General features: G+C 42.7%; 17 protein-coding genes. 15 read left to right on the plus strand and 2 right to left on the minus strand.

Annotated elements, in window-relative coordinates; all coding sequences use genetic code 11:
• Positions 1-500: 500 nt before the first annotated feature.
• The 9 genes from rlmN (at position 501) to QL898_RS08275 (ending at position 12,611) form a co-directional block, all read left to right on the plus strand.
• Positions 501-1,730 carry a 23S rRNA (adenine(2503)-C(2))-methyltransferase RlmN gene (gene rlmN, locus QL898_RS08235; protein WP_290176448.1) on the plus strand — a complete coding sequence of 410 codons (1,230 nt, stop codon included), beginning with the start codon at positions 501-503 and terminating at the stop codon, positions 1,728-1,730.
• A 210-nt stretch (positions 1,731-1,940) separates the two neighbouring features.
• A complete protein-coding gene (pilW, locus tag QL898_RS08240; RefSeq protein ID WP_290176449.1) occupies positions 1,941-2,876 on the plus strand; it encodes a type IV pilus biogenesis/stability protein PilW in 936 nt (311 codons plus the stop codon).
• Positions 2,873-3,685: a helix-turn-helix domain-containing protein gene (locus QL898_RS08245; protein WP_290176459.1), complete on the plus strand. Its 813-nt coding sequence runs from the start codon at positions 2,873-2,875 to the stop codon at positions 3,683-3,685. The genes pilW and QL898_RS08245 overlap by 4 nt, the downstream gene beginning before the upstream one ends.
• 179 nt (positions 3,686-3,864) lie before the next feature.
• Complete coding sequence (gene ispG / locus QL898_RS08250; protein ID WP_057759039.1) at positions 3,865-4,980, plus strand: flavodoxin-dependent (E)-4-hydroxy-3-methylbut-2-enyl-diphosphate synthase; 1,116 nt, start codon at positions 3,865-3,867, stop codon at positions 4,978-4,980.
• Positions 4,981-5,103: 123 nt separating this feature from the next.
• A complete protein-coding gene (gene hisS / locus QL898_RS08255) occupies positions 5,104-6,393 on the plus strand; it encodes a histidine--tRNA ligase (RefSeq protein ID WP_160021592.1) in 1,290 nt (429 codons plus the stop codon).
• 68 nt (positions 6,394-6,461) lie between these two features.
• On the plus strand, positions 6,462-7,256 hold the full coding sequence (locus QL898_RS08260) for a tetratricopeptide repeat protein (RefSeq protein ID WP_290176450.1): 795 nt from the start codon (positions 6,462-6,464) through the stop codon (positions 7,254-7,256).
• Between the two features lie 146 nt (positions 7,257-7,402).
• Entirely contained in the window at positions 7,403-8,611 is a 1,209-nt protein-coding gene (gene bamB, locus QL898_RS08265) for an outer membrane protein assembly factor BamB (protein WP_201547661.1), read from the plus strand.
• Positions 8,612-9,004: 393 nt separating this feature from the next.
• Positions 9,005-10,426 (plus strand): ribosome biogenesis GTPase Der, encoded by a 1,422-nt coding sequence (gene der, locus QL898_RS08270; protein WP_057759046.1) that lies wholly within the window; start codon positions 9,005-9,007, stop codon positions 10,424-10,426.
• 220 nt (positions 10,427-10,646) lie between these two features.
• Positions 10,647-12,611, plus strand: coding sequence for a HAMP domain-containing sensor histidine kinase (locus tag QL898_RS08275; protein WP_201547662.1), 1,965 nt, complete (start codon positions 10,647-10,649; stop codon positions 12,609-12,611).
• A 189-nt stretch (positions 12,612-12,800) separates the two neighbouring features.
• Here the strand turns inward: QL898_RS08275 and QL898_RS08280 are convergent, their stop codons facing one another.
• Together QL898_RS08280 and QL898_RS08285 are read right to left on the minus strand one after the other, a co-directional pair.
• Positions 12,801-13,967 (minus strand): D-alanyl-D-alanine carboxypeptidase family protein, encoded by a 1,167-nt coding sequence (locus QL898_RS08280; protein ID WP_201547663.1) that lies wholly within the window; start codon positions 13,965-13,967, stop codon positions 12,801-12,803.
• 500 nt (positions 13,968-14,467) lie between these two features.
• Positions 14,468-14,902 (minus strand): hypothetical protein, encoded by a 435-nt coding sequence (locus tag QL898_RS08285; RefSeq protein ID WP_201547664.1) that lies wholly within the window; start codon positions 14,900-14,902, stop codon positions 14,468-14,470.
• A 540-nt stretch (positions 14,903-15,442) separates the two neighbouring features.
• Between QL898_RS08285 and surE the strand changes: the two genes are divergently transcribed.
• The 6 genes from surE (at position 15,443) to moaB (ending at position 22,173) form a co-directional block, all read left to right on the plus strand.
• Positions 15,443-16,261, plus strand: a complete 819-nt coding sequence (gene surE / locus QL898_RS08290; RefSeq protein ID WP_201547665.1) for a 5'/3'-nucleotidase SurE — start codon at positions 15,443-15,445, stop codon at positions 16,259-16,261.
• Between the two features lie 135 nt (positions 16,262-16,396).
• Positions 16,397-17,185, plus strand: a complete 789-nt coding sequence (locus tag QL898_RS08295) for a peptidoglycan DD-metalloendopeptidase family protein (RefSeq protein ID WP_201547666.1) — start codon at positions 16,397-16,399, stop codon at positions 17,183-17,185.
• Between the two features lie 69 nt (positions 17,186-17,254).
• Entirely contained in the window at positions 17,255-18,553 is a 1,299-nt protein-coding gene (locus QL898_RS08300; RefSeq protein ID WP_201605350.1) for a lytic murein transglycosylase, read from the plus strand.
• Between the two features lie 421 nt (positions 18,554-18,974).
• Entirely contained in the window at positions 18,975-20,270 is a 1,296-nt protein-coding gene (gene glp, locus QL898_RS08305; RefSeq protein ID WP_290176451.1) for a gephyrin-like molybdotransferase Glp, read from the plus strand.
• Positions 20,271-20,400: 130 nt separating this feature from the next.
• Positions 20,401-21,513 carry a GTP 3',8-cyclase MoaA gene (gene moaA / locus QL898_RS08310; RefSeq protein WP_290176452.1) on the plus strand — a complete coding sequence of 371 codons (1,113 nt, stop codon included), beginning with the start codon at positions 20,401-20,403 and terminating at the stop codon, positions 21,511-21,513.
• A gap of 129 nt (positions 21,514-21,642) precedes the next feature.
• Complete coding sequence (gene moaB / locus QL898_RS08315) at positions 21,643-22,173, plus strand: molybdenum cofactor biosynthesis protein B (protein WP_102078147.1); 531 nt, start codon at positions 21,643-21,645, stop codon at positions 22,171-22,173.
• Positions 22,174-22,236 lie beyond the last annotated feature (63 nt).

The following is a 22,236-nucleotide window of genomic DNA, read 5'->3' on the forward strand; positions in this document are numbered from 1 at the left end:
CTATAAGCTTTTACGGCGTTCGATTTGTTTGAGGTAACTGCTATAATAAGACAGCTACGATTTAGACTGATCTTACCTGTATGAGTTTTATACTTGATTGACTATAGACGAATTATTTACAACATTGATTGTTTATAGTTGGTTTGCGAGACGGCTTATATCTTATGGGTATAGGCCGTTTTAGCTATTATAATAATCCTATAATCAAGGAATTACTAAACTGCTAGGGCATTACCCTCCTTAGATGTACTACTTGTACAATCTGCAGTTGGCTGCCTTGTATCCGCTTTAGAGTTCTGTGATTATATTATTCATTGAAATTCTTAATGACTTGCCTCATTATTAATTTTACTTAGCGTTATCAATCCCTTATCAGTATGTTTTTGTCAATTCGAAAAACTGCGCTCATAGCGGATTGCTCATGCACCCATGTATGTATGGCAAAGCCCATATAAATAATTGCACCGCTTATCTAAGCTTCTGCAAAAAGGTTACCTATTATGTCAACTGTTCAAACACCTACTCAGCACGTACCTGCTAAGATTACTGATAGCATTAAGCTGGTAGATGAGGCACATGCCAAAACCAATCTATTGGGTATGACGCAAGCGCAACTGGCTGATTACTTTAAGAGTATTGGCGAAAAGCCGTTCCGCTCAACTCAGGTGATTAAGTGGATTTATCAGCATGGCGTGACCGATTTTGAGCAAATGACCAATTTGAGTAAGTCATTACGAGATAAATTGTCGCTTAATGCTTGTGTGGTACCGCCCAAAGTGATTCATCGCCAATACAGTGATGATGGTACGCGTAAGTGGGTGTTTGAAGTCACCGGCGGCTCGTTGGTTGAGACGGTGCTTATCCCTGCAGATGATAGCAAGTTAAATGGCCGCAAGACATTATGCGTGTCTTCTCAAGTAGGCTGTGCATTGGACTGTAGCTTCTGTAGTACAGGCAAGCAAGGGTTTGAGCGTGACTTAAGTGCGGCTGAAATTATCGGTCAGTTATGGGTCGCTAATGCGTCATATATGACAGATGAAAATGAAAGCTTAGAAAACGTTGATCATAGCCTATGGGAAAATAACGTCACCAACGTGGTGATGATGGGCATGGGTGAGCCGCTATTGAACTACAAGCCTGTAGTAGGCTCAATGGAGTTGATGCTAAGCGATCATGCTTATGGACTGTCAAAGCGTCGCGTCACGTTATCGACTTCTGGTGTCGTCCCGAAAATGTATCAGTTAGCGCAAGACATCGACGTGGCATTGGCCATTTCCCTGCATGCGCCAAATGATGAGCTGCGTAATGAGTTAGTACCAATTAACAAGAAATATCCATTAGAAGAGCTGATTGCAGCGGCAAAAAACTATGTTTATGATGTCAATCCACGTCATAAGAAACACGTTACAATCGAGTATGTGATGCTTGATGGCGTCAATGATAGCAATGAGCATGCCCATCAGCTGGTTGCGCTATTAGAAGGGTTACCAAGTAAGATTAACCTTATTCCGTTCAACCCATTCCCACATGCACCGTATGATAAATCAAGCAACAACCGTATTCATGCGTTTAGTAATATATTGAGCGAAGCAGGTTTTGTTTGTACGATTCGTCAAACACGTGGTGATGACATCGATGCTGCTTGTGGCCAATTGGTTGGACAAGTGGCCGATCGTACTAGACGCTCAGCCGCATGGCAGCAAAGTATCAAAGATCGTGAAAGTGTTTAGTAGTCTTTGAGAGAATAAGCGTTATATATGACTGGTATAGCGTTTTAGCTGTCTTTTGTCTGTCGCAATGGTAAGAAAATGTAGCAATGACTGTCAAGATTGCAGAACGCGGCAATTAATAACAACTAAATTGTACTTATCGGGGTTAAATCTATTAAACTGAGGCCTCGAAGATCGAACGCATTGAATCCCAGTTTTATGATGGCGGCTATGATGACTTCTAAAAATTCTTGTCAGTTCAAATATCAAAAATCATTTTCTAAATTTTATAAGCAGTCGATTATTAGTGCTGCTCAAACCACTTTGCCAAAGCGTGCAGTGCTGTCGGCAGTATTTGGCGTTCTTGTATTAAGTGGCTGTCAGACCACCCCGACTAATGATTTGCTAGGCAACTCTCCTTATCAAACATCTACGCGCGCTAGCAACGATCGAAATTTAGATCAGCAGGAAATCGCCCGTGTACGTACCTCACTTGCCGCGCAATACATCCGAAAAAATGAGCTTGATACCGCGCAGCAGCAGCTTGAAAAAGCCTTTGCTGCCGATAGCCGTTATGCGCCAGCCTATGATATGATGGGCGTTTTGTTGCAGCAAGAAGGCAGCCGTATCAATCTAGCCAAAGCTGATGAATACTTCAAAAAAGCAATCGCGCTAGATAAAGACTTTGTACAAGCACACAATAATTATGGCGTGTATTTGTCACAGACAAAGCGCTACCGTGAAGCAGCAGAACAGTTTGAGATTGCAGGGGCGACGCTAGGCTATGAAGGCCGTATTGGCGCGCTAGAAAACCTAGGTCGTACTTATCTACAGTTAGGTGATAATAGTGCTGCTTCAAAAGCATTTTTACGGGCACTTGATGGCAATCGTAATAGCATCATTGCTCATATCGAACTGGTAGATTTGCTGCTCGACCAACAGCGTGTACCGCAGGCACAGAGACTGTATGATGAGACGCTGATATTGGTGCAGGGGCAGGGTATTAGCCCGCGCTTGCTCTTACAAGGTATCAAGCTTGCAGCAGCACAAAATAATATAACAACGCGCCAGCAATTGGCACAGCAGCTTTTATCCGCTTATCCGCTAAGTGATGAAGCAAAACAACTTAAGACTTGGCTTAACAATCCAGAGGCACCATGGAAATGATCACCCCATCATCTAACACTCAATCTAACGCTCAGGGATCATTTGGTGCCGTGTTGCAGCAAGCCCGTAAAAATAAGCAAGTAACTTTAGACGCAGCGGCGGCTGAGCTGTTCATTCTAAAGCGTCATCTAGAGGCGCTAGAAAGCGAAAACTTCGCTGAGCTACCACAGGCTGCGTTTGCTCGTGGTTTTGCGATTAACTATGCCAAATATCTGGGCTTAGATTCAGCAAAAATCGCTAGTAGCTTCGATGCTGCCTATCCTAATGAGCTAAAGGCCAAATCAGCCAGCAATATCGATACGCCGCTGCGCCCAATGGGGACTTTGCAGCGTGATACTCATAACCGTATCCGCTTTAATCCTCTATTGATCATAGGCGTTATCGGATTGATTATCTTGGCGGTGTTCCTATTCCGCATGGTGAGTAACGCTAGCAAAGAAAACACCCAAGAGCCTGTATCAGCTGTGGAGGACATGTCAGCGATAGAGCAAGCCCAAGGTGCCGCCATCAATAGTGACGCGAGTGGCGTTGGTGCTTCTGGCTCTGCATTGAATCTAGGTGATGCTGCAACGACTGCTACCCTAAACCTTGTATTAACAAGCGACGCTGTGGTTAGTATCACGGATGCTTCTGGAAACAGCCTGATAAATGGTTCTCAGTCTGCAGGTAACTATGACTTGTCAGGTATGCCACCGTTTAATGTGCAAATTGATAATATCGACAATGTTAGCTTGATGCTCGATCAACAACCAGTCGCGTTAGAGACGTATGCAACAGATAAGCAAGCCACTTTTGAATTGGCACCATAGCCAGTTGCATAAGTGCCAAATTTGAATGAAGCACTCATATGTTTGGATGAAGCAGCCATGTGTTTGAATAAAGCGAATATGTGTTTGAATAAAGCGAATATGTGTTTGTCGATTTAGCTGGTTTATATTATATGTACAAAGGCCTAGGGCTTTTCTATTTTTGATTCAAGGATTTATGTATGTCAATGCCATCGCCTATTAATCGTCGTCTGACCAAAAAAATCTATGTCGGTGATGTCGCGGTTGGTGGTGATGCACCAATTAGCGTACAGAGCATGACCAACACTGACACCTGTGATGTAGCAGCAACGGTCGCTCAAATCGAGCGCTGTGTCGAAGCAGGTGCTGATTTGATGCGCGTATCAACGCCAACGATGGATACGGTTAAAGCCTTTGGCGAAATTCGTAAACTGGTAAGCGTGCCTTTGATCGCTGATGTGCATTTTGATCATAAAATCGCTTTGGCAGTCGCTGAAGCGGGCGCTGACTGTTTACGTATCAATCCTGGTAACATTGGTAGCGATGCTAAGGTACGTGAAGTGGTCGCTTGCGCCAAATATCATAATATCCCGATTCGTATTGGCGTCAACGCTGGCTCTTTAGAAAAAGACATACAGCGTAAGTATACTGAGCCAACTGGCGAGGCAATGCTAGAGTCGGCAATGCGCCATATTGATATTTTAGAGCGTCTTAATTTTGACCAATATAAAGTATCTGTCAAAGCCAGCAACGTGTTTTTGACATTGGATGCTTATCGTTTAATATCAGCGCAAATTGATAATCCATTACATTTGGGCGTGACGGAAGCGGGTGTCTACCGTACGGGCGCTGTTAAATCTGCTATTGCGCTAGGTGGATTATTGCTAGATGGTATTGGCGATACTATTCGTATCTCGTTAGCCGCTGAGCCTGAAGAAGAGATTAAGATTGGTTTTGATATTCTAAAATCGCTTAATATTCGCTCGAACGGCGTAAACTTTATCGCTTGCCCAAGTTGCTCGCGTCAAGAGTTTGATGTAATTAAAGTAATGACAGCGTTAGAGTCGCGCTTAGAAGATATTCGTGAACCGATGAATCTATCTGTGATCGGCTGTAAGGTGAATGGTCCAGGGGAAGCAAAAGAGGCCGATATCGGTATCGTTGGTGCTGCCCCTCGATCACTGGTCTATCGTATGGGTGAAAAAAGCCACCTTATCGATACAGGTAATCTGGTTGATGAAATAGAAGGTATGGTTCGCGCCCATGCAGAAGACTTGGCGAAAAAACGTGAAAATGAAATCATTCGCGTAAAATAAGCCATAGAATAGATTAATACTTTAGGCCATACCGTCGCAGTGTCAATTAGATACGACGCTTATTTGAATATATAGACAACAATAATAGAATACCTGTTAAACATTTAAGGATACGACCGTACCATGATCAAAGCTATCAAAGGTTTTAATGATATTTTGCCTGACCAATCAGCAAAGTGGCTGCATTTAGAAGCGATATTGGCTGATGTACTTGGTAGGTACGGTTACGAGCATATTCGCTTGCCTATCGTTGAACAAACGGATCTTTTTGCTCGTGCTATTGGCGGCGCGACTGACATCGTCGAAAAAGAGATGTACAGCTTTACTGATAAATCTGAGCCACCAACACCGTTAGCGTTACGTCCTGAAGGAACGGCTGGAGCAGTACGCGCAGTTATCGAGCACAACTTGCTACGTGGGGACACGCCTAAGCTTTGGTATATCGGTCCGATGTTCCGCTACGAGCGTCCGCAAAAAGGCCGCTATCGCCAGTTTCATCAGTTAGGTGTCGAGAGCTTTGGTAGTGCATTACCAGATGCTGATGCTGAGCTGATTGCCATGACTCATCTGATGTGGAAAGAGCTAGGCCTCAACAATGAGATGCGTTTGCAACTAAACAGTTTGGGTGAGCTGGATGAGCGCTATGCTTATCGCGAAGCATTGGTTACCTATTTAACTGATAAAAAAGACCAGCTAGACGAAGACAGCAAACGTCGTCTAACGACTAATCCTTTACGTATCTTGGATAGTAAAGAGGCGAGCACGCAAGCAGTATTGGCAGATGCGCCAAAGCTTGCTGACTTCTTGGGTGAAGAGAGTGTGGCACATTTTGAGCAGGTCAAAGCCTATCTGACTGCGCTTAATATCGATTTTGAAATCAATCCGCACTTAGTACGTGGCCTTGATTATTACAATAAAACGGTATTTGAGTGGGTAACGGATAAGCTTGGAAGCCAGGCTACCGTTTGTGCGGGTGGTCGTTATGACGGGTTAGTAGGACAATTAAAATCAATCGGTACAGATGGTAGTAAACCAGTAAAATCTGAGCCTGGTGTTGGTTTTGCAATGGGGCTTGAGCGTTTATTGCTACTGATAGAAGCGGTTGCGCCGATTGCTGATATACCTGCTTGTGATGTATTCGTTGTGGCCCATCCTGAGGTGTATAGTGCTGGTATAAGCTATGCACAAAACTTGCGTCACAGTCGTCCAGATGTACGAGTAAAGATGGCCAGTGCCACGAGTCTAAAAGCGCAAATGAAGAAGGCGGACAAGTCAGGCGCGGCATTGACAGTCATCATCGCTCAGCAAGAGCTGGATGATAATACGATTAGTATTAAAGACATGCAGACAGGTGAGCAAAAGACGGTCGCCCAAGATTGGTTATCAAATAAAGATAACTTTTCTCGTCGCTAATCGACTTTGACTAATCAGCTTTGTTTACGCATCAGCAACTTAATGTAAATTTTATCAGGTAAATATATATGGCTCTGACACCTAATTCGCCGAATGCAGATAACTCCATGCAAGCGTTAAAGCAATATGGTAGTTATATCGTCACTGCGATTTTGTTAGCACTGGCCGCCTATTTCGGTTGGACGTACTGGCAAAACAACCATGCGCGAGTAGATACCGTCGCCGCCGATCAATATGCGGATATTCAGCAGCTAAACGAAGAGGTTAAATTGGCCTCGCAAAACCCAGATTTAGAAGCAGAGGCTCAAGAAGCACTTACCCAAAGTCGTGGCCAACTAGACAAAGATATTGATACTTTAGTCAGTACGCACGGTGAGTCAGTTTATGCATGGCAAGCGCTAATGATAAAAGCACGTCAACAAGTAGACAGTGATGACTTTGCAGCAGCGACTGAGACATTCAAAAAAGCATTGGCCATTGATTTGGGTGATGCTGGTCTAGAAGCGATTACTCGTTTACGCTATGCAAAAACATTATTGGCCGCAGGTGATACAGATGCTGCACTATCAGAAGCAAACAATGATATGCCAAGCTCGTTTGAAGCAAGTCAGCAGGAGCTACTAGGGGATATTTACTTAGCGCAAGACAATAAAGACTCAGCGATTAAATCTTATAGCAATGCGTGGGAGCTATTACGTAGCCGTCAAGAAACGCGTGCAGTATTGGCGTTAAAGATGGAAAGTTTAGGTATCACGGCTGAGCCGATTGCTGAGCAAACCAGTCTTATTCAAGAGCCATCTGCTCCTGAGCCATCGCTAGTGATGGATACCTCGAATGAAGTCGCTGTCGAAGCAGGGCAGTAATTCAGTAGGCTAGATATTAAGTCAGTAGTATAGTATTGAGAGTTGGTAATCAGCCAAAGCTCTTTTTTAATATAACCTAATGATTACTAATTTGCCGTTGGCCAATTTACCAATTAATAATAATTTATCTGTAGTGAGAACATACAATGACTCAATCTATTCGCTCTAGCAAAATGTTAAACACCAAGACTATCAAAAAGACAGTCATGCATGTGGCCGTACTGGCAGTAATGAGCACGGCAGTGATTGGATGTAATCGCGGTATTAAGCCGGTCGTTAATGATCCGGTAAAATTGGTACAAATCGCTCAGCCGATTAGCGTACTACAACCCGTATTTAGTACCGATGTTGGCAACAAAAAAGCCAGCAAAAAAGATCCGCTAGATTTGCAAGTTGGCTATGCTAATGGTCAAATCGTTACTGCATCACGCGGTGGTGAGCTGTCAGGGTTTAATAGTGCAGGCGAGCGTGTATGGTCCATCAATGTTGACGATCAAATCACCGGCGGTGTTGCATTGGATGCATTGAGCCAGACAGCTATTGTTAGTACTCGTGGTGGCAAGGTCATGGCGTTTGATAGCACGACTGGTGCAAAACGTTGGCAGCAGCAGTTGTCAGGTTCGGTGTTGACACCAGCACTGATTACTAATAATCGTGTGGTATTATCAGCGAATGATGGTTTCTTACATGGTCTGTCGCTGCAAACTGGACAGTCAGTATGGCAGTTCGCAACTCAAGTACCTGCTATCAGCGTTCGCGGTAGCGCTGCGCCAACTTTATTAGACAATGAGACGGCACTTTTGGCGACAGCTGATGGTCGTTTGCATGCAATTACTGTTGATAACGGTCTTCCGCTATGGTCAAGACGTGTTGGCGTAGGTGCTGGTAGTAGTGAAGTTGAACGCATGAGCGATGTCGATGGCAAACCTATCGTAGATAAAAATCAGTTGTTTGCGATCAGCTATAGTGGTCAGCTATTAGGTATTGATTTGGCCTCGCGTCAGGTGATGTTCGTCAATGAAATTGCGAGTCTCAAATCACTGGCAGTAAATACTCAGCAAGTCATCGCTACCAGTCTAGATGGCAAAGTAGTTGCTTATGATCGCAACAGTGGCGAGACACTATGGGAAAGCGACGAATTGGCTTATCGTGATCTCACCAATCCTGTGATGATCGGCAACTATATTGCCATTGGTGACTTTGATGGCGTAGTGCATTTGTTTGATCCTGCTACGGGTAGCATCGTTAGTCGTGTAGAGACAAAAGGTGCGTTGACCAACTTGCAAGTCCAAGGTAGCCGATTAATGACTCAAAGTACGTCAGGACAAGTTGCTATCTGGCAACTAGTTCGCTAATAACTATATAGATAGGTGCTTATAGATAATTAACGAAGTGTAATATTTCACTATAGCCCTTAAGCCTATTCTTGATTATCATTTATAAAACACAAACGCTGCTTAGTCAGCGTTTAGTGCCTTGTGTAAATTGCTTGTTTAAACACAGGCTTTCGCGTACTCTATGCGACCGATGTGCTATCCATATATACTACTTATTTATGTATAATAGGTATAATGAATCCATCCTATATACTATTTTTAATCGTAAAATAGCCATCTATTATTTTTGCTATTGTTCTATCATTCATTTTAATTCACGGTCAATTGCAGCATATCTATTACTATTGTTATGTCACTGGTTATAAGAATAACTGTACTGCCCGTCATTGTGCCTTTCACTGAGAGTAACCCATGAGTATCAAGCCTGTGGTCGCCTTAATTGGTCGTCCAAACGTCGGTAAATCCACCTTATTTAATCAGTTCACAAAAAGTCGGCAGGCATTGGTCGCTGACCTTTCAGGATTGACTCGTGACCGTCAGTACGGTGATGCAACTTATGAAGACAAATCCTTTATCGTTGTAGATACGGGTGGTATCGGTGAAGCTGATGACGGTAGCGGTAATATCGATGACTATATGTCTGAGCAGTCGCATACAGCAATCCATGAAGCAGACATCATCGTATTTGTCGTTGACGCTCGTGCCGGTATGATTGGCGCTGATGCTGAAATTGGTAAGTTTTTGCATACGTTAGGCAAGCCTGTCTATGTTGTTGCCAATAAAGTCGATGGCGTACATGATGCAGCACCTGCCGAGTTTTATGCACTAGGCTTGGGTGAGCCATATCCGATGGCAGCCAGTCATGGTCGCGGTGTAGGCAATTTGCTTGAAGTGCTAACGGCTGATATGCCTGAGCAAGAAAACATAGTAGAGCCAAGAGGCTTAAAGCTTGCCATTATTGGTCGTCCAAACGTGGGTAAATCGACGCTCGTAAACCGCCTGCTTGGCGAAGACCGAGTCGTAGTATTCGATATGCCAGGCACGACGCGTGATAGTATTTATATTCCTTATCAGCGTGAAGGTCGCGACTATGTTTTGATCGACACTGCTGGTGTACGTCGCCGCGGTAAAATCGATGAAAAGGTAGAAAAATTCTCTGTCATCAAGACTTTGCAGGCGATTGAAGATTCTAACGTAACCGTGATTGTTATTGATGCTCACGAAGGTATCGTGGATCAAGATTTGCATATGATTGGTTATGCGCTTGACGCTGGACGTGCGTTAGTCGTTGCGATCAACAAGTGGGATGGTCTAACGCAAGATCAAAGAGACTATATCAAGCTTGAAATGGATCGCCGTTTTAGCTTTATTCCTTATGTAAAAATACATTTGATTTCAGCACTGCATGGTACAGGCGTTGGCAATTTATATCCGTCTATCTTGCGTGCCTATAAATCTTCGATGTTTGAAGTATCGACCAACCGTTTGACTCAGATTCTGCAAGATGCGGTAACGGCCAATCCGCCACCAACCGTTGCTGGTCGTCGTATCAAGTTACGTTATGCGCATATTGGTGGCCACAATCCACCCGTTATTGTTATTCATGGTAACCAAACCAGTGCGCTTCCTAAGAGCTATCAGCGTTATCTAGAAAATCAATTCCGTCAAGTGTTTAAGCTAGAAGGCACACCGCTTAACGTTATCTTGAAGCAAAACGATAACCCATATGCGAACAAGAGTGACACACCGACTAAGGCAAAAGCTCAGCAATTGCGTCAACGTGAGCGTAATAGATCACAGAAATTTACTACCAAAGATAAAAAGCCTCGTTAATTCTCGTATTTTATGCTTTATGCTTTATGCTTTATAGCTTTAGCTTTATGATTAATGTCATCGCGTTCGATAGCGCGATGACATTTTTCTATTAATACGCTATAGTTTGGGCTTATAAATAGTTATCTGAATGCTTTAAAAATACTCAAATGTTTTACTTATCACATCTTTAAAATACCTGTACTATAAATGAAAGCTGCACGCGACTCAGTAGAGTGATATGAACAACCGTTCGTCTCAAACCATTCCCGTACTTATCTGGCGTTCTGTCATACAAGCCGCTGTTTTGGCAGTATTGGCAGGTTTTTTATTGCCTTTTATTTATGGTTTAGTGCATCACTATCAAGAAAAAGAACAGCATATTCAACAATTGGCATCGCTATTAACGACTAGTGCATCGACTGCAGATGGCGCAGATATCGTGGCTGAACAAGTGAATATCTTGTTAGAAAATGAGCCGACTATCCAGAGTATTGTTTTCTATTCAACCTCTGAGCCAATTGAGGATATAGACCAGTCGCTTGCTGATTGGAAAAATGCTTTATTTGCGCACACGGTCAGTTTCAACTATCCAGTGATTAGTAAAGACCTTAATGCCAATAGTGCCACGTCCAATGAGTCTGATTCCAATCAACAGTTAGCACTGACTTTATCAAACATTATGAGCGAATCGTCAGTGCCAGATGAGACGACTGATACAGCTACCGAAAATAGCACATTGATTGGTTATATCAATATTACGATGGACGTAGAGTTGCTACGTTTACATTGGTTCCAAAATATCCTGTGGTTATGGCTAACAACAGTAGTAATGATTGTTATATTTGCCTTATACATTTTTAGAAAGCTGAATTGGCCAGTTAAAGATATTGAAGTGTTAACTGATGTTTGTGACATTGTCATAGACAACGCAAATCTAGAGCAACTGCCAGTCATTCCGCAACAATTTAACTTCCAAGAACTGACTCATATCAAGAAAGCATTAATTGTGCTATTTAATCGTTTACAAGAAGCGAGGCAAGGTTATGAAACCCTTGCGGCCTTTGAACAGCAGTTACACAATAAAGATGTGTCACTTGATGTGCAATTGCATAATTTTCAAAGCATGATTTCTCATGAGTTAAAAACGTCATTGAATGCAATTGTAGGTGGTTTACAACTATTGGATCATGAGGCGCTCAACAGAGAGCAAAAAGACGCGGTAGAGATTATCAGTAGTGGTAGTGATAAATTGGTATTGTCGTTAGATCATATTATACAGTTGAACCAGATCCAAAAAGGCCAGATAAGAATTCATAAAAATGAGTTTAACCCATTACAGTTAATCGCTGACCTGTTAGTTAAGTTTGAAAATACAGCTACGCAAAAAGGGCTAGAGCTGATTAGTAATATTCATCATATAGACTATAGCCTATACGGTGATTCAGAAAAAATACATCAGATACTATCGATACTACTCAATAATGCGATTAAGTTCACGCCTGTTGGAAAAGTTACGATTACGTCGCAACTGACACATTTTAATAAGAGTAATCGCTGGCAGATTAGCGTGAAAGATACCGGTATTGGTATCGATAATGAGCACCTAGACGATATATTTAACCCGTTCTTTCAGGTGGATTCGTCGCAAACTCGCCAGTATGAAGGCTCAGGGGTTGGCTTACCTATCGTTAGACAAATGGCACAGCTTATGGGTGCTACTATAGATGTTGATAGTGTGCTTGGTGTAGGTACGCAGTTTACGCTGACCATAGCGATGCCCAATCAACAGCAATCAAAACAGCAGCGCTTATTGTCTGGCCTAACGATTATTTATTATTACTATCATGAGACAGGCTCCTTGTTAGAGGAACTGGAATACCTAGGCGCTACGATTATTTGTCGCCAAGGTAACCAACTCGTCATAGAGGAGATGCGTAAGCAGAAAGTTGACATGGTGATGTTTGCTGAAGATGTCTTCCCAGAAACAGCTGAGATACTAGCCAAACGCATTCGTCAGTATGAAAGCGATGAGGGTAGTAAGAGCGAGCATCGTGCGTTATTGGTATATTGGTATCCGCAGCATCGGGCGCGCTATGTAGACAGTTTTGAGTATGGTTTAAAAGCAGCTGGCGTTGACTATTGTCATATTGCTACTTATAAAGACAAAGCGTTAAGCGACTTATTAAAACAATGGTTGGTTTAGACGTAGTACGGTTCTATTAAATCCGTATTCCTAGTTAGATTTATTTTACTAGGTAGCGTTTTTATATTTTCGACTTTTCAATGTCGAAGCACTTTTAAATTAAAGTAGGTATAAATACAAAAAAGACGCCCATTTTAAGGCGTCTTTTTTAAATAGTTTTTAGCTAGAATTGCTTTTTAAAAGTTTCTCTTAGAAAAGATTTTTTACCCAGCGTACGATATGTTCCCACGTACGGCTCATAAAGCCTGACTGTTCGATATCATTGGTTGCGATAATTGGAACTGAGGCTACCGCTTTACCATCGATTACAGCCATCATTTTACCAACTTCCTGACCTTTCTTGATCGGTGCTTCTAAGCTCTCAGGAATATCGACCACTGTAGTAATTTTGTTTTTCTGTGTTTTGCTGGTTAGAATTTGCAAGTTGTCGCCAGTTGCCAGTTCTACCTCGTCAGCTTCTCCAAACCATACTGGAAGCTTACTAACGAACTGTCCAGTGGGTGCTTTGGTAACGGTTGTAAAGTGACCGAAACCCCAGTTAAGTAGTTCACGTGACTGATCAGCGCGAGCCTGTTGGCTCTTGGTACCCATAATGACAGAGATTAGACGCATGCCTTCACGATTGCTTGATGCAACCAAGCAGTAGCCTGCCGCATCAGTGTGGCCTGTTTTTAAGCCATCAACAGTTGGGTCAGTAATCAGCAGAGCATTACGGTTACCTTGGGTAATACCATTATAAGTGAACTCTTTTTCTGCGTAGATACTATAGTAGTCGCCGCTGTTTTTGATAATAGCGCGAGCAAGTTTAGATAAATCCAAAGCAGATGCTAAATGACCTTCATCAGGCATACCGGTAGCATTGACAAAGTTAGAGTTCTCCATGCCAATCTTTTGCGCTTGTTCGTTCATCAAGATTGCAAACGAGGCTTCACTGCCAGCAATATGTTCAGCCATGGCTTTTGATGCATCATTACCTGATTGAATAATGATCCCACGTAGCATATCGATGACGCTGGCGGTTTTGTTCACAGGCACATACATACAAGATTGGCTGCTGCTACCACGGCACCATGCGTTTGGACTCATCAATACCTGTTCATCTTCTTTCAAATCGCCTGATGCTAAGCGTTGCTCAATGATATAACTGGTCATCATCTTAGTCAGAGATGCTGGCGGCAGTGCCTCATTGGCGTTCTTTTGAGCCAAGATTTCGCCAGTGTTATAGTCCATCAACACATAGGCAGTATTGTCCATTTCAGGTGGTTGAATGGCTGCGTTTGCCACTACTGCAATCATTGAGATACTTACACCAACTACCAGCTGTATCAGCTGATTTTTTACACGCTTTACTGTCATATATCATTACACCGCATCATGGAACCAAATGTATCTATCGCTTATGTTTTGTACCTATTTCCATACATTATTTTAAGCAGCATGTCTTAAATGCAGTGTTTAAAATAATGTATCGACGAAAATAGTAACGCCTACACAATAGACATAAAATTAACGCCTTATCTTAGCAAAATGACTACCGATGGGGAATCGATAAATGCAAAAATAAGGCAAGTTTGAAAAGAAAAATGAAGGCCTATCATATATTTGTTCTAACTATCATCTGACCAGTCTCTGTAATAAAAATTTAACGCTCACAAAAAAGCCTGCTGCCCTGCTTGTGAATAACAAGTAAAGTGACAGCAAGCTTTGATGCTACAGATATCTAAACAATCAGTTGATAATATTTGCTTAACCGATGTTATAAATAGTACATAGCTTTTATTTTATTATCATTGATACCAATATTATTAATAAGTTAAGCAGAGGACGCTAGTCGTTAAATCAAACTAGCTAGTTGTCTAATAATCCGCGTTTGCCAAATCTTCACATAGTGCTTTGTTTTCTTGCTTTGAGAATCCCATTGTCCAACTACGAATACCTTGTAGTATCTGGCGATAGTCTTGCTGTGTAGATAGGTATTGAATAGCCGCTTTTGGATCTTCTAGAGAAGGCATTAGCTCATGTAGCTGTACGGTATACGACTTATAGAACCGCTGTTTTTGCTTACCATTTAGCATTGGTGGGCATATCTCTGATAGTACCTGCATCACCGCAATTTCATGCTTAGTAATGTTAATGCCAGACAGGTCTAGCGGAATGGTAGTGCCAGAGTTATTCGCAGCATTAGAAGCTTGAGACAGCATAGCAACAGACGTTATCAGTCCTGCAATCCCAACTTTTGAGGCAGTATTTGCTATCACAGAAGCTATAGATAATATCGATTGTTTATTCATTCAGTATTACACTCGCTCGTCTTTATTTAATGGTCATATGTTAATCGGTAAAAAAACAAAAGTCACATAAAATATTGATTTATGTGTAGATATCTTGTGAGCCAAAACCATTTTTTAGCAACATATCAGTAGCATACCCTAATGACGTTACTTCAGTATCAGTACATCGGTTTGTATTGTTGTGGGGTGTTGCGTATTGTAACTCGATACTTAATTTACTAATTGTCATCCGCTCTACACAAGTATTTGTCACGTTACTTTTCTCATATAATTATTGGCATAAGAAGAGCATGATACTTTGCTAAAGACAGGGTTCGTGTCGTTATATTATTCAGTTATAATCGCCCATGCTATCAAAACGATTCTTTTTCTCTAGACTGAGACGTAATGTCACTGGAAAATTAGAGTATCATGATTTTATTTTAAACATGAGCATCGTTCGTTGATGGCTATTTTGATCAGATATGACACGATAGCAGAATTATCAAGTAGAGATGTAGAAAGACAGCTAATAAAATATTAACCACATACTGAGCAGAAATGAGATTTTTAATTAGTAATGATGATGGTGTTTATGCACCAGGATTATTGGCGTTATCTCAGGCATTATCGACTATCGGCGAAGTCGTCGTCGTTGCTCCCAACGATGAACAAAGCGGCTATGCCAGTGCGTTAAGTGTTTCAAGACCACTGCATACATATCAGCTGCCTTCTGGATTTATAGCGGTAAATGGTTCACCAGCTGATTGTGTTTATCTAGCAATCCATGATTTGTATCGTGATAGTGACTTTGACTGCGTGATTACAGGTATCAACTCAGGGGCTAACTTGGGACAGGATGTGATGTTCTCTGGTACGTTTGGTGCAGCATTGACTGCGCAACTATCTGGTATTCCTGCTATAGCAACGTCTTTGGTAGGCGGGGGTGTCAAAAACGGCGGGCAAGAATCAGCCAGTGATTATCAAGTGGCCGCACATGAAATCGTCAAACTGCTTACTGAGACTTCGGTTTTAGAGATGCTTAAAAGTTTGCCCTATCATGTATTAAACGTTAATATTCCTGATGTGCAGCATACCGATGATATCAAGGGTAGAAAAATAACCTCGCTAGGCCATAAGCAAGCTGCTCAGCCAGTACGTCATATGATAGACCCACGCGGCCGAGATGCATATTGGTTGTCTCTACGAAAAGGTAAAAATGAGCAATCATCAGAGACGTCAATCGATGCGTTACAAGCGAATCAGGATATGATGACAGATTATGAGGCCGTAGCGGCAGGGTATGTCAGTTTGTCACCAGTACGCCTACATCACACGCCAACGGCAGCGCTAGATAGATTATCAACACTCGCGCTATAAATTCTATAAGATATAATCCATACCGGCTTATTAAACACTGACGTGTTATGAGAATATCAGAAGACTCTTGTATGGCATTAAGATCTTTTGAATGATTAAACAATGAATGAGCAACACAAAGAATAGGAACCTTGTATGAAAAAAATCATAGCTGGATCGCACCTTGTTAAAGCCGCGTTGATTGGTACTATGGCAGTCGCTACTCTATCTGTCGTTGGCTGTGCAACGAAGCCTACCTATCAATCAGCAAACCAAGCAGGTCCTAAGATTATCACTAACGCGCAAGGCGTCCCTAACTATCACCGTGTACAACGCGGCGATACGGTCAGCCAGATTGCAGCGCGTTATCGTCTGAACTATCGCCAAATCGGTGCGATGAACAATCTAGATAGTAAATACACCATCTATAGTGGGCAATGGCTCAAACTATGGCAAGGCAATGCGGCAACCACTGCAAGTAACAATAGCTACAGTGCTCCAGTTCAAACGCAACCAACTTATACGTCACCTGTGACCCAATCTCAAATACCAGCCTATGAAGCCACTGCCAACTCGACCTCTGGTTATGATTACCCTACGCGCAACCCAGTAACTCGTAATATTGACCCTGCTGCGGGCAATATGGGAATGTGGTTTGCAGGCAAGGTTGGTGATCCAGTACTTGCCAGCCAATCAGGAACTGTGCTTTACTCAGGCAACGGTCTGCCAGAGTATGGCAATTTAATTATGATTCGTCATAGTGATAACTACATCACAGCCTACGCCCACAATAGCCAATTATTGGTGCAAGAGGGCGATACAGTACAGCGTGGTCAACGTATTGCCAGTATGGGCAGTAGTGGTCAGACCAATGAGGTAGGCTTAGAGTTTCAGGTTCGCTTAAATGGTAATCCTATTGACCCACGTAGCGTACTTGGGCGTTAGACTTAAATAATAGCTACGGATAGCTTGGCCACTGTGAGCCATTTTATTTATTCATGTTTGAGATTTTTTATGAGATTAAAAAAGCAATACCTCACCTTTGTGCCAGCATTAGTGATGGTCGGGTGTACAAGCCAGCAGGCAATGCAAAGTAAGCCTGTTCGTCAAGGCGGCGTTGAGATTACTCAAACCCAAACCGTTCAGGTCAAACCAACACCTGCGCCAGTCGTAAAGCCGCAGCCTGCACCCAAGCCTAGCTATAGTAGTTTTTCTGATTGGAAGTCAGACTTTTCTATGCGTGCCATATCGTCAGGCTATGATGCCCAAGTGATTGGACGATTGCTCGATTCTGCTTATCTAAATCAGCAAGTCATCTCATTAGATTCAGGTCAGCCCGAGTTTTCCAAGATGCCGTGGGAATACGTAGATTCTGCGGTATCAAGTGGACGCGTCAGTGTAGGGAAGCGTAAATTTGCCGAGCAGCGTGCTTATTTGTCTCAGCTAGAGTCTCAGTATGGGGTCAATGCAGAGATTATCGCTGCGATATGGGGCATGGAGTCATCGTATGGCGCTGTGACCGGTAATAGTGATTTGCCAAGTTCGCTTGCCAGCCTTGCCTATGATGGTCGTCGTCAAGAGTTTGCTGAAACGCAGTTGCTATCGTTAGCGACACTGCTACAACGCGGTGATGTATCATGGTCACAGTTGGACGGTTCTTGGGCAGGTGGTATGGGACAAACCCAGTTTATCCCTGAGACTTGGCTCAAACAAGGGGTCGATGGTGATGGCAATGGGCATCGCAATCCTTGGGCGACTGGTGATGCACTAGCCTCGACGGCCAACTATCTTAGCAATTCAGGTTGGGTTCGTGGCTTAGCACCGTTTTATGAGGCAACGGTGCCAGCATCGTTTGATTACTCAGTGGTTGGTAGTAAACAACCTGCTGCTAGATGGGCTGCGATGGGTGTCGATACGATAGCGGACGTTTACTTAGACGCCAATACTCAGATGGAGCTATGGTTACCCGCTGGTAAAGACGGTCCCGTATTATTGCTGAGCCCAAACTTTGATGTGATTAAAGTCTATAACAACTCATCAAGTTATGCGTTGGGCGTTAGTCTACTAGGCAAAACGATTAATGGACAAAGCGGGTTGCAAAAATCTTGGCCTCGTTATGAGCGTCCATTATCGACCACGCAAGTGACTAACTTACAACGTCGGTTGACTAGTATGGGTTATGATACCAAAGGTGCTGATGGTATCGTTGGTACCAATACCCGTATGGCATTCCAGCGCTGGCAAGCAGATAATGGCCAAACGCCAGACGGATTTATTACTCAAAACAGTGCGTCTTCATTGGCTGGATGGTGAGGGAGGCTGACGGTATTTATACACTGTATAAAAGTGGCTCTTTTCAATCGTACTTAGCCATTATTAATTAGCCACTAGCCAACAAACGATAATTTACTTTGTTCTACAAAAAGCACCTTGCCAAGGTGCTTTTTTTGTCTCAATCTATGTCTGCTTTTGCTGACATTTTTAACGCCATGGACAATGCAATAAATATCAAATATTAAGACCAGTGTAATCTGGCTTTATTCAAAACTTATCAGGACAAGGTTAATACAAGAAAGTTGATACTTTGAATGATAGACTCTAGATAATGTGTTTTTTGACGATGACTTTTACTCATAGTTTTTAGTGACAGTTTTCAATGACCATTTTAAATAACAGTTTCGATTACGAATAATTAGAACGACAGTAATTAGAACGACAGAAAGAGCGTGACCTTATGATTACCATGGAAGAATTACAAGCTGCGATACAGCAACGGATAGATAATTATCATATTACTGACTTTCCACTACAAAAAAGAGCCGTCAATACTCTAGAGTTACTGGGCAGCCTAAACCATATACTGGCTCAAGATATTGCTTCGCCCTTTGATGTGCCGCGACAAAACCTGTCTGCAATGGATGGTTATGCGATTGCCAAAGGTAGTGAGTTATCAGAAAACAGTACTATCGAAATCATTGGCGAGTCGCAAGCTGGCAGTGCTTATACTGGTAAGACAGCAGCAGGGCAAGGGGTACGTATTTTTACGGGTGCAGTCGTACCAGATTGCTGTGATACGGTCATTATGCAAGAGAATACAAATTTCGCAGATATCAAAGCGACCGTTGATAAATCTCGACCTTATAACATCACGCTCACACAAACCGCCAAAGTTGACAACAACATCCGCTCACAAGGCGAAGAGATTGAGTCTGGCGAATCCGTTTTAAAGATCGGTAAACGCCTTAATCCTGCAGATATTAGCTTACTGGCTAACCTTGGTATTAGCCAAGTGAACGTGTTCCAGCCGCTCGTCGTAGGCGTGTTGGCAACAGGTGATGAGCTCGTGGCTATTGGCAATGAGCTACAAAGTCTAGCCCAAATATATAATTCTAATACCCCAACGCTCAAAAGCTTGCTATCAGATCTGCCTATCATTATTCGTGATTATGGCATTATCCCTGATAACCTAGAGCAGACAACTATCGCAGTTAATGAGGCTATGCAGGACTGTGATGTACTGATATCGACTGCAGGTGTCTCTGTTGGTGACTATGATTTTTTGACCACTGTGATCGAAACATTAGGTCAGATTAACCATTATAAAGTGGCGATGAAGCCTGGTAAGCCTTTTGTATTTGGTGAATTGAATAAAAATCTCGATAAGCCGGTATTGTATTTTGGCCTACCGGGCAATCCGCTCTCTACGGTTGTGGGTACGTTACAGTTTGTGATACCTGCATTGTGGCAAATGTCAGGTGCTAGCGTGTCAGAGCAGCCGATGCCGCTAACGATCAAAGCCAAACTTATCAGTGATATCAGAAAATCTCCCGGCCGCAAAGACTTTCAGCGTGGCGTATTGTCACGAGATGAGACAGGTCATTATCAAGTTGAGTGCTTTTCAAGACAGCAGTCACATAGAATCAAACAGCTGAGCCGCGCTAATTGCTTCATTGTGTTGGATAAAGATAGTGGGAACGTAGCAGCTGGTAATGACGTCGTTGTACAACCGTTTCCTTGGCTACATCGCTAATTCATCGTTTGCCAATTTATTGTAAGGTGGTCGTACAAAGCTAGAGAGCAATCCTATAACCTTACACTGGTATGCTAAATACGAATAACAAAGTAGTGCTTATAGTAAGCAGTACTGATGGCAGTAACATATGATTGATGACAACATAGATGACAAACACAAAATAGACAGTCCGCAACTCTATTCACCGAGCTTGGCACCCGCAATGTCTGATGGTTACATAGAGCCTTCGTTGATCGTGCCTACTGAACAGATGAGTGACTATCACCAGCCGCTAACCGATGGGTTTGCACGGCGTCTGACTTACTTGCGTCTATCCATTACTGACTTTTGTAATTTTCGCTGTGAGTATTGCCTGCCAAATGGCTATCAAGGTAAGCGCCCTGATGATGAGCTGAGTATCTCTGAAATTGCCACCTTGGTGCGCGGCTTTGCTCAAGTAGGTACCAAAAAAGTTAGAATTACAGGTGGTGAGCCCTCTATTCGTCGTGATGTTGTCGAAATTATCGAAAAGATTAAGCAGACTGACGGTATCGAGACGGTCGCGATGACCAGTAACGGTTATAAATTGGGTAAACATATAGCCAAATGGCAAGCTGCTGGACTTGATCAGCTCAATATCAGTATGGACAGTTTTGATGCTGCTACCTTTCATAAGATGACAGGCTTTGATACCTTGCCGCAGATATTGGCTGACATGGATACGTTGTTAGAAACGACTGATATCAAATTGAAAATAAATAGTGTCTTGATGGCGGAGACTGCTTTTGAGAACTTAGTCACGGCGATCGACTATGTCAAAGACAGACAAGTGACCTATCGCTTTATCGAATTTATGCAGACCAGTGATAATAGCGATTTGTTTTTTGCTCAGCATGCTCAGTCTGATATTATCACTGATTACTTGTTAGAAAATGGCTGGCAGCCGCACGAGCGCGGTAGTGCCGATGGTCCCGCAGTAGAGTATAGCCACCCTGAATATGTCGGTCGTATCGGTATGATTGCCCCATATGCGGCGCACTTCTGTGATACCTGTAACCGCTTGCGGGTAAGCAGCCAAGGCAAAGTACATTTGTGTCTGTTTGACCAAGGCAACTACGATATCCGCCCATACTTACAGCAAGACGATATCCAAGGATTGGTGAACACTTTACATAGCTTTATGCCGATCAAACCTGAGCATCATCATCTGCATGACTCTAACAGTGGCATCATGCACAATCTGTCGATAATCGGCGGATAGAAGTTTTTGAACCTGTAATTATGACGCTGATAGAGACTGTTTTCCAATGCAATCGTTTTTCTACATAACTTTTTTTGATACAACTGCTTTTTAATACAATTATAAAATGACATCTATAAAGGATTATTTATGAGTAAGCCTGCTGCACAATTTACACCACTTAATATTGCTGTATTGACCGTTTCTGATAGCCGTACGCTGGCAGAAGATACGTCAGGCCAGTACTTAGTAGATAGCTTGACTGAAGCAGGGCATCATTTAGCAGATCGTCAATTAATCACCGACGATATTTACCAGATTCGCGCAGTCATTAGTGGTTGGATTGCTAGTCCAGACGTTCATGCGGTTATCACAACTGGCGGCACAGGGTTCTTCATCAGAGATAGCATGCCAGAAGCTGTGAGTGTACTGTTTGATAAATCAATCGATGGTTTTGGTGAAATGTTCCGTCTAATCTCAAAAGATGAGATCGGTATGTCTACCGTACAATCGCGAGCAGTTGCTGGCATGGCCAATGGTACGGGTATATTCTGTCTACCAGGATCGTCTGGTGCTTGCCGTACGGGTTGGGAAAATATCTTAAAGGATCAGTTTGATAGCCGTACTCGTCCGTGCAATTTTGTGCCGCATTTTTTGGCACAAAATCCTAGCCATGATTGAGTTATAAATAATTGAGCTATGAGTGATATACAATCAAGCCTGACAGGTAAATGGTAAATGGTA

The sequence above is a fragment of the Psychrobacter sp. APC 3279 genome, from assembly GCF_030407795.1.
GTDB lineage: Bacteria > Pseudomonadota > Gammaproteobacteria > Pseudomonadales > Moraxellaceae > Psychrobacter.

Coding starts and splice junctions, on each gene's coding strand:
- glp (WP_290176451.1), top strand. CDS start 18,975: ATGATTACCATGGAAGAATTACAAGCTGCGATACAGCAACGGATAGAT.
- der (WP_057759046.1), top strand. CDS start 9,005: ATGAGTATCAAGCCTGTGGTCGCCTTAATTGGTCGTCCAAACGTCGGT.
- QL898_RS08245 (WP_290176459.1), top strand. CDS start 2,873: ATGATCACCCCATCATCTAACACTCAATCTAACGCTCAGGGATCATTT.
- hisS (WP_160021592.1), top strand. CDS start 5,104: ATGATCAAAGCTATCAAAGGTTTTAATGATATTTTGCCTGACCAATCA.
- bamB (WP_201547661.1), top strand. CDS start 7,403: ATGACTCAATCTATTCGCTCTAGCAAAATGTTAAACACCAAGACTATC.
- QL898_RS08275 (WP_201547662.1), top strand. CDS start 10,647: ATGAACAACCGTTCGTCTCAAACCATTCCCGTACTTATCTGGCGTTCT.
- moaB (WP_102078147.1), top strand. CDS start 21,643: ATGAGTAAGCCTGCTGCACAATTTACACCACTTAATATTGCTGTATTG.
- QL898_RS08285 (WP_201547664.1), bottom strand. CDS start 14,902: ATGAATAAACAATCGATATTATCTATAGCTTCTGTGATAGCAAATACT.
- moaA (WP_290176452.1), top strand. CDS start 20,401: ATGATTGATGACAACATAGATGACAAACACAAAATAGACAGTCCGCAA.
- QL898_RS08280 (WP_201547663.1), bottom strand. CDS start 13,967: ATGACAGTAAAGCGTGTAAAAAATCAGCTGATACAGCTGGTAGTTGGT.
- surE (WP_201547665.1), top strand. CDS start 15,443: ATGAGATTTTTAATTAGTAATGATGATGGTGTTTATGCACCAGGATTA.
- QL898_RS08295 (WP_201547666.1), top strand. CDS start 16,397: ATGAAAAAAATCATAGCTGGATCGCACCTTGTTAAAGCCGCGTTGATT.
- QL898_RS08300 (WP_201605350.1), top strand. CDS start 17,255: ATGAGATTAAAAAAGCAATACCTCACCTTTGTGCCAGCATTAGTGATG.
- pilW (WP_290176449.1), top strand. CDS start 1,941: ATGATGACTTCTAAAAATTCTTGTCAGTTCAAATATCAAAAATCATTT.
- ispG (WP_057759039.1), top strand. CDS start 3,865: ATGTCAATGCCATCGCCTATTAATCGTCGTCTGACCAAAAAAATCTAT.
- QL898_RS08260 (WP_290176450.1), top strand. CDS start 6,462: ATGGCTCTGACACCTAATTCGCCGAATGCAGATAACTCCATGCAAGCG.
- rlmN (WP_290176448.1), top strand. CDS start 501: ATGTCAACTGTTCAAACACCTACTCAGCACGTACCTGCTAAGATTACT.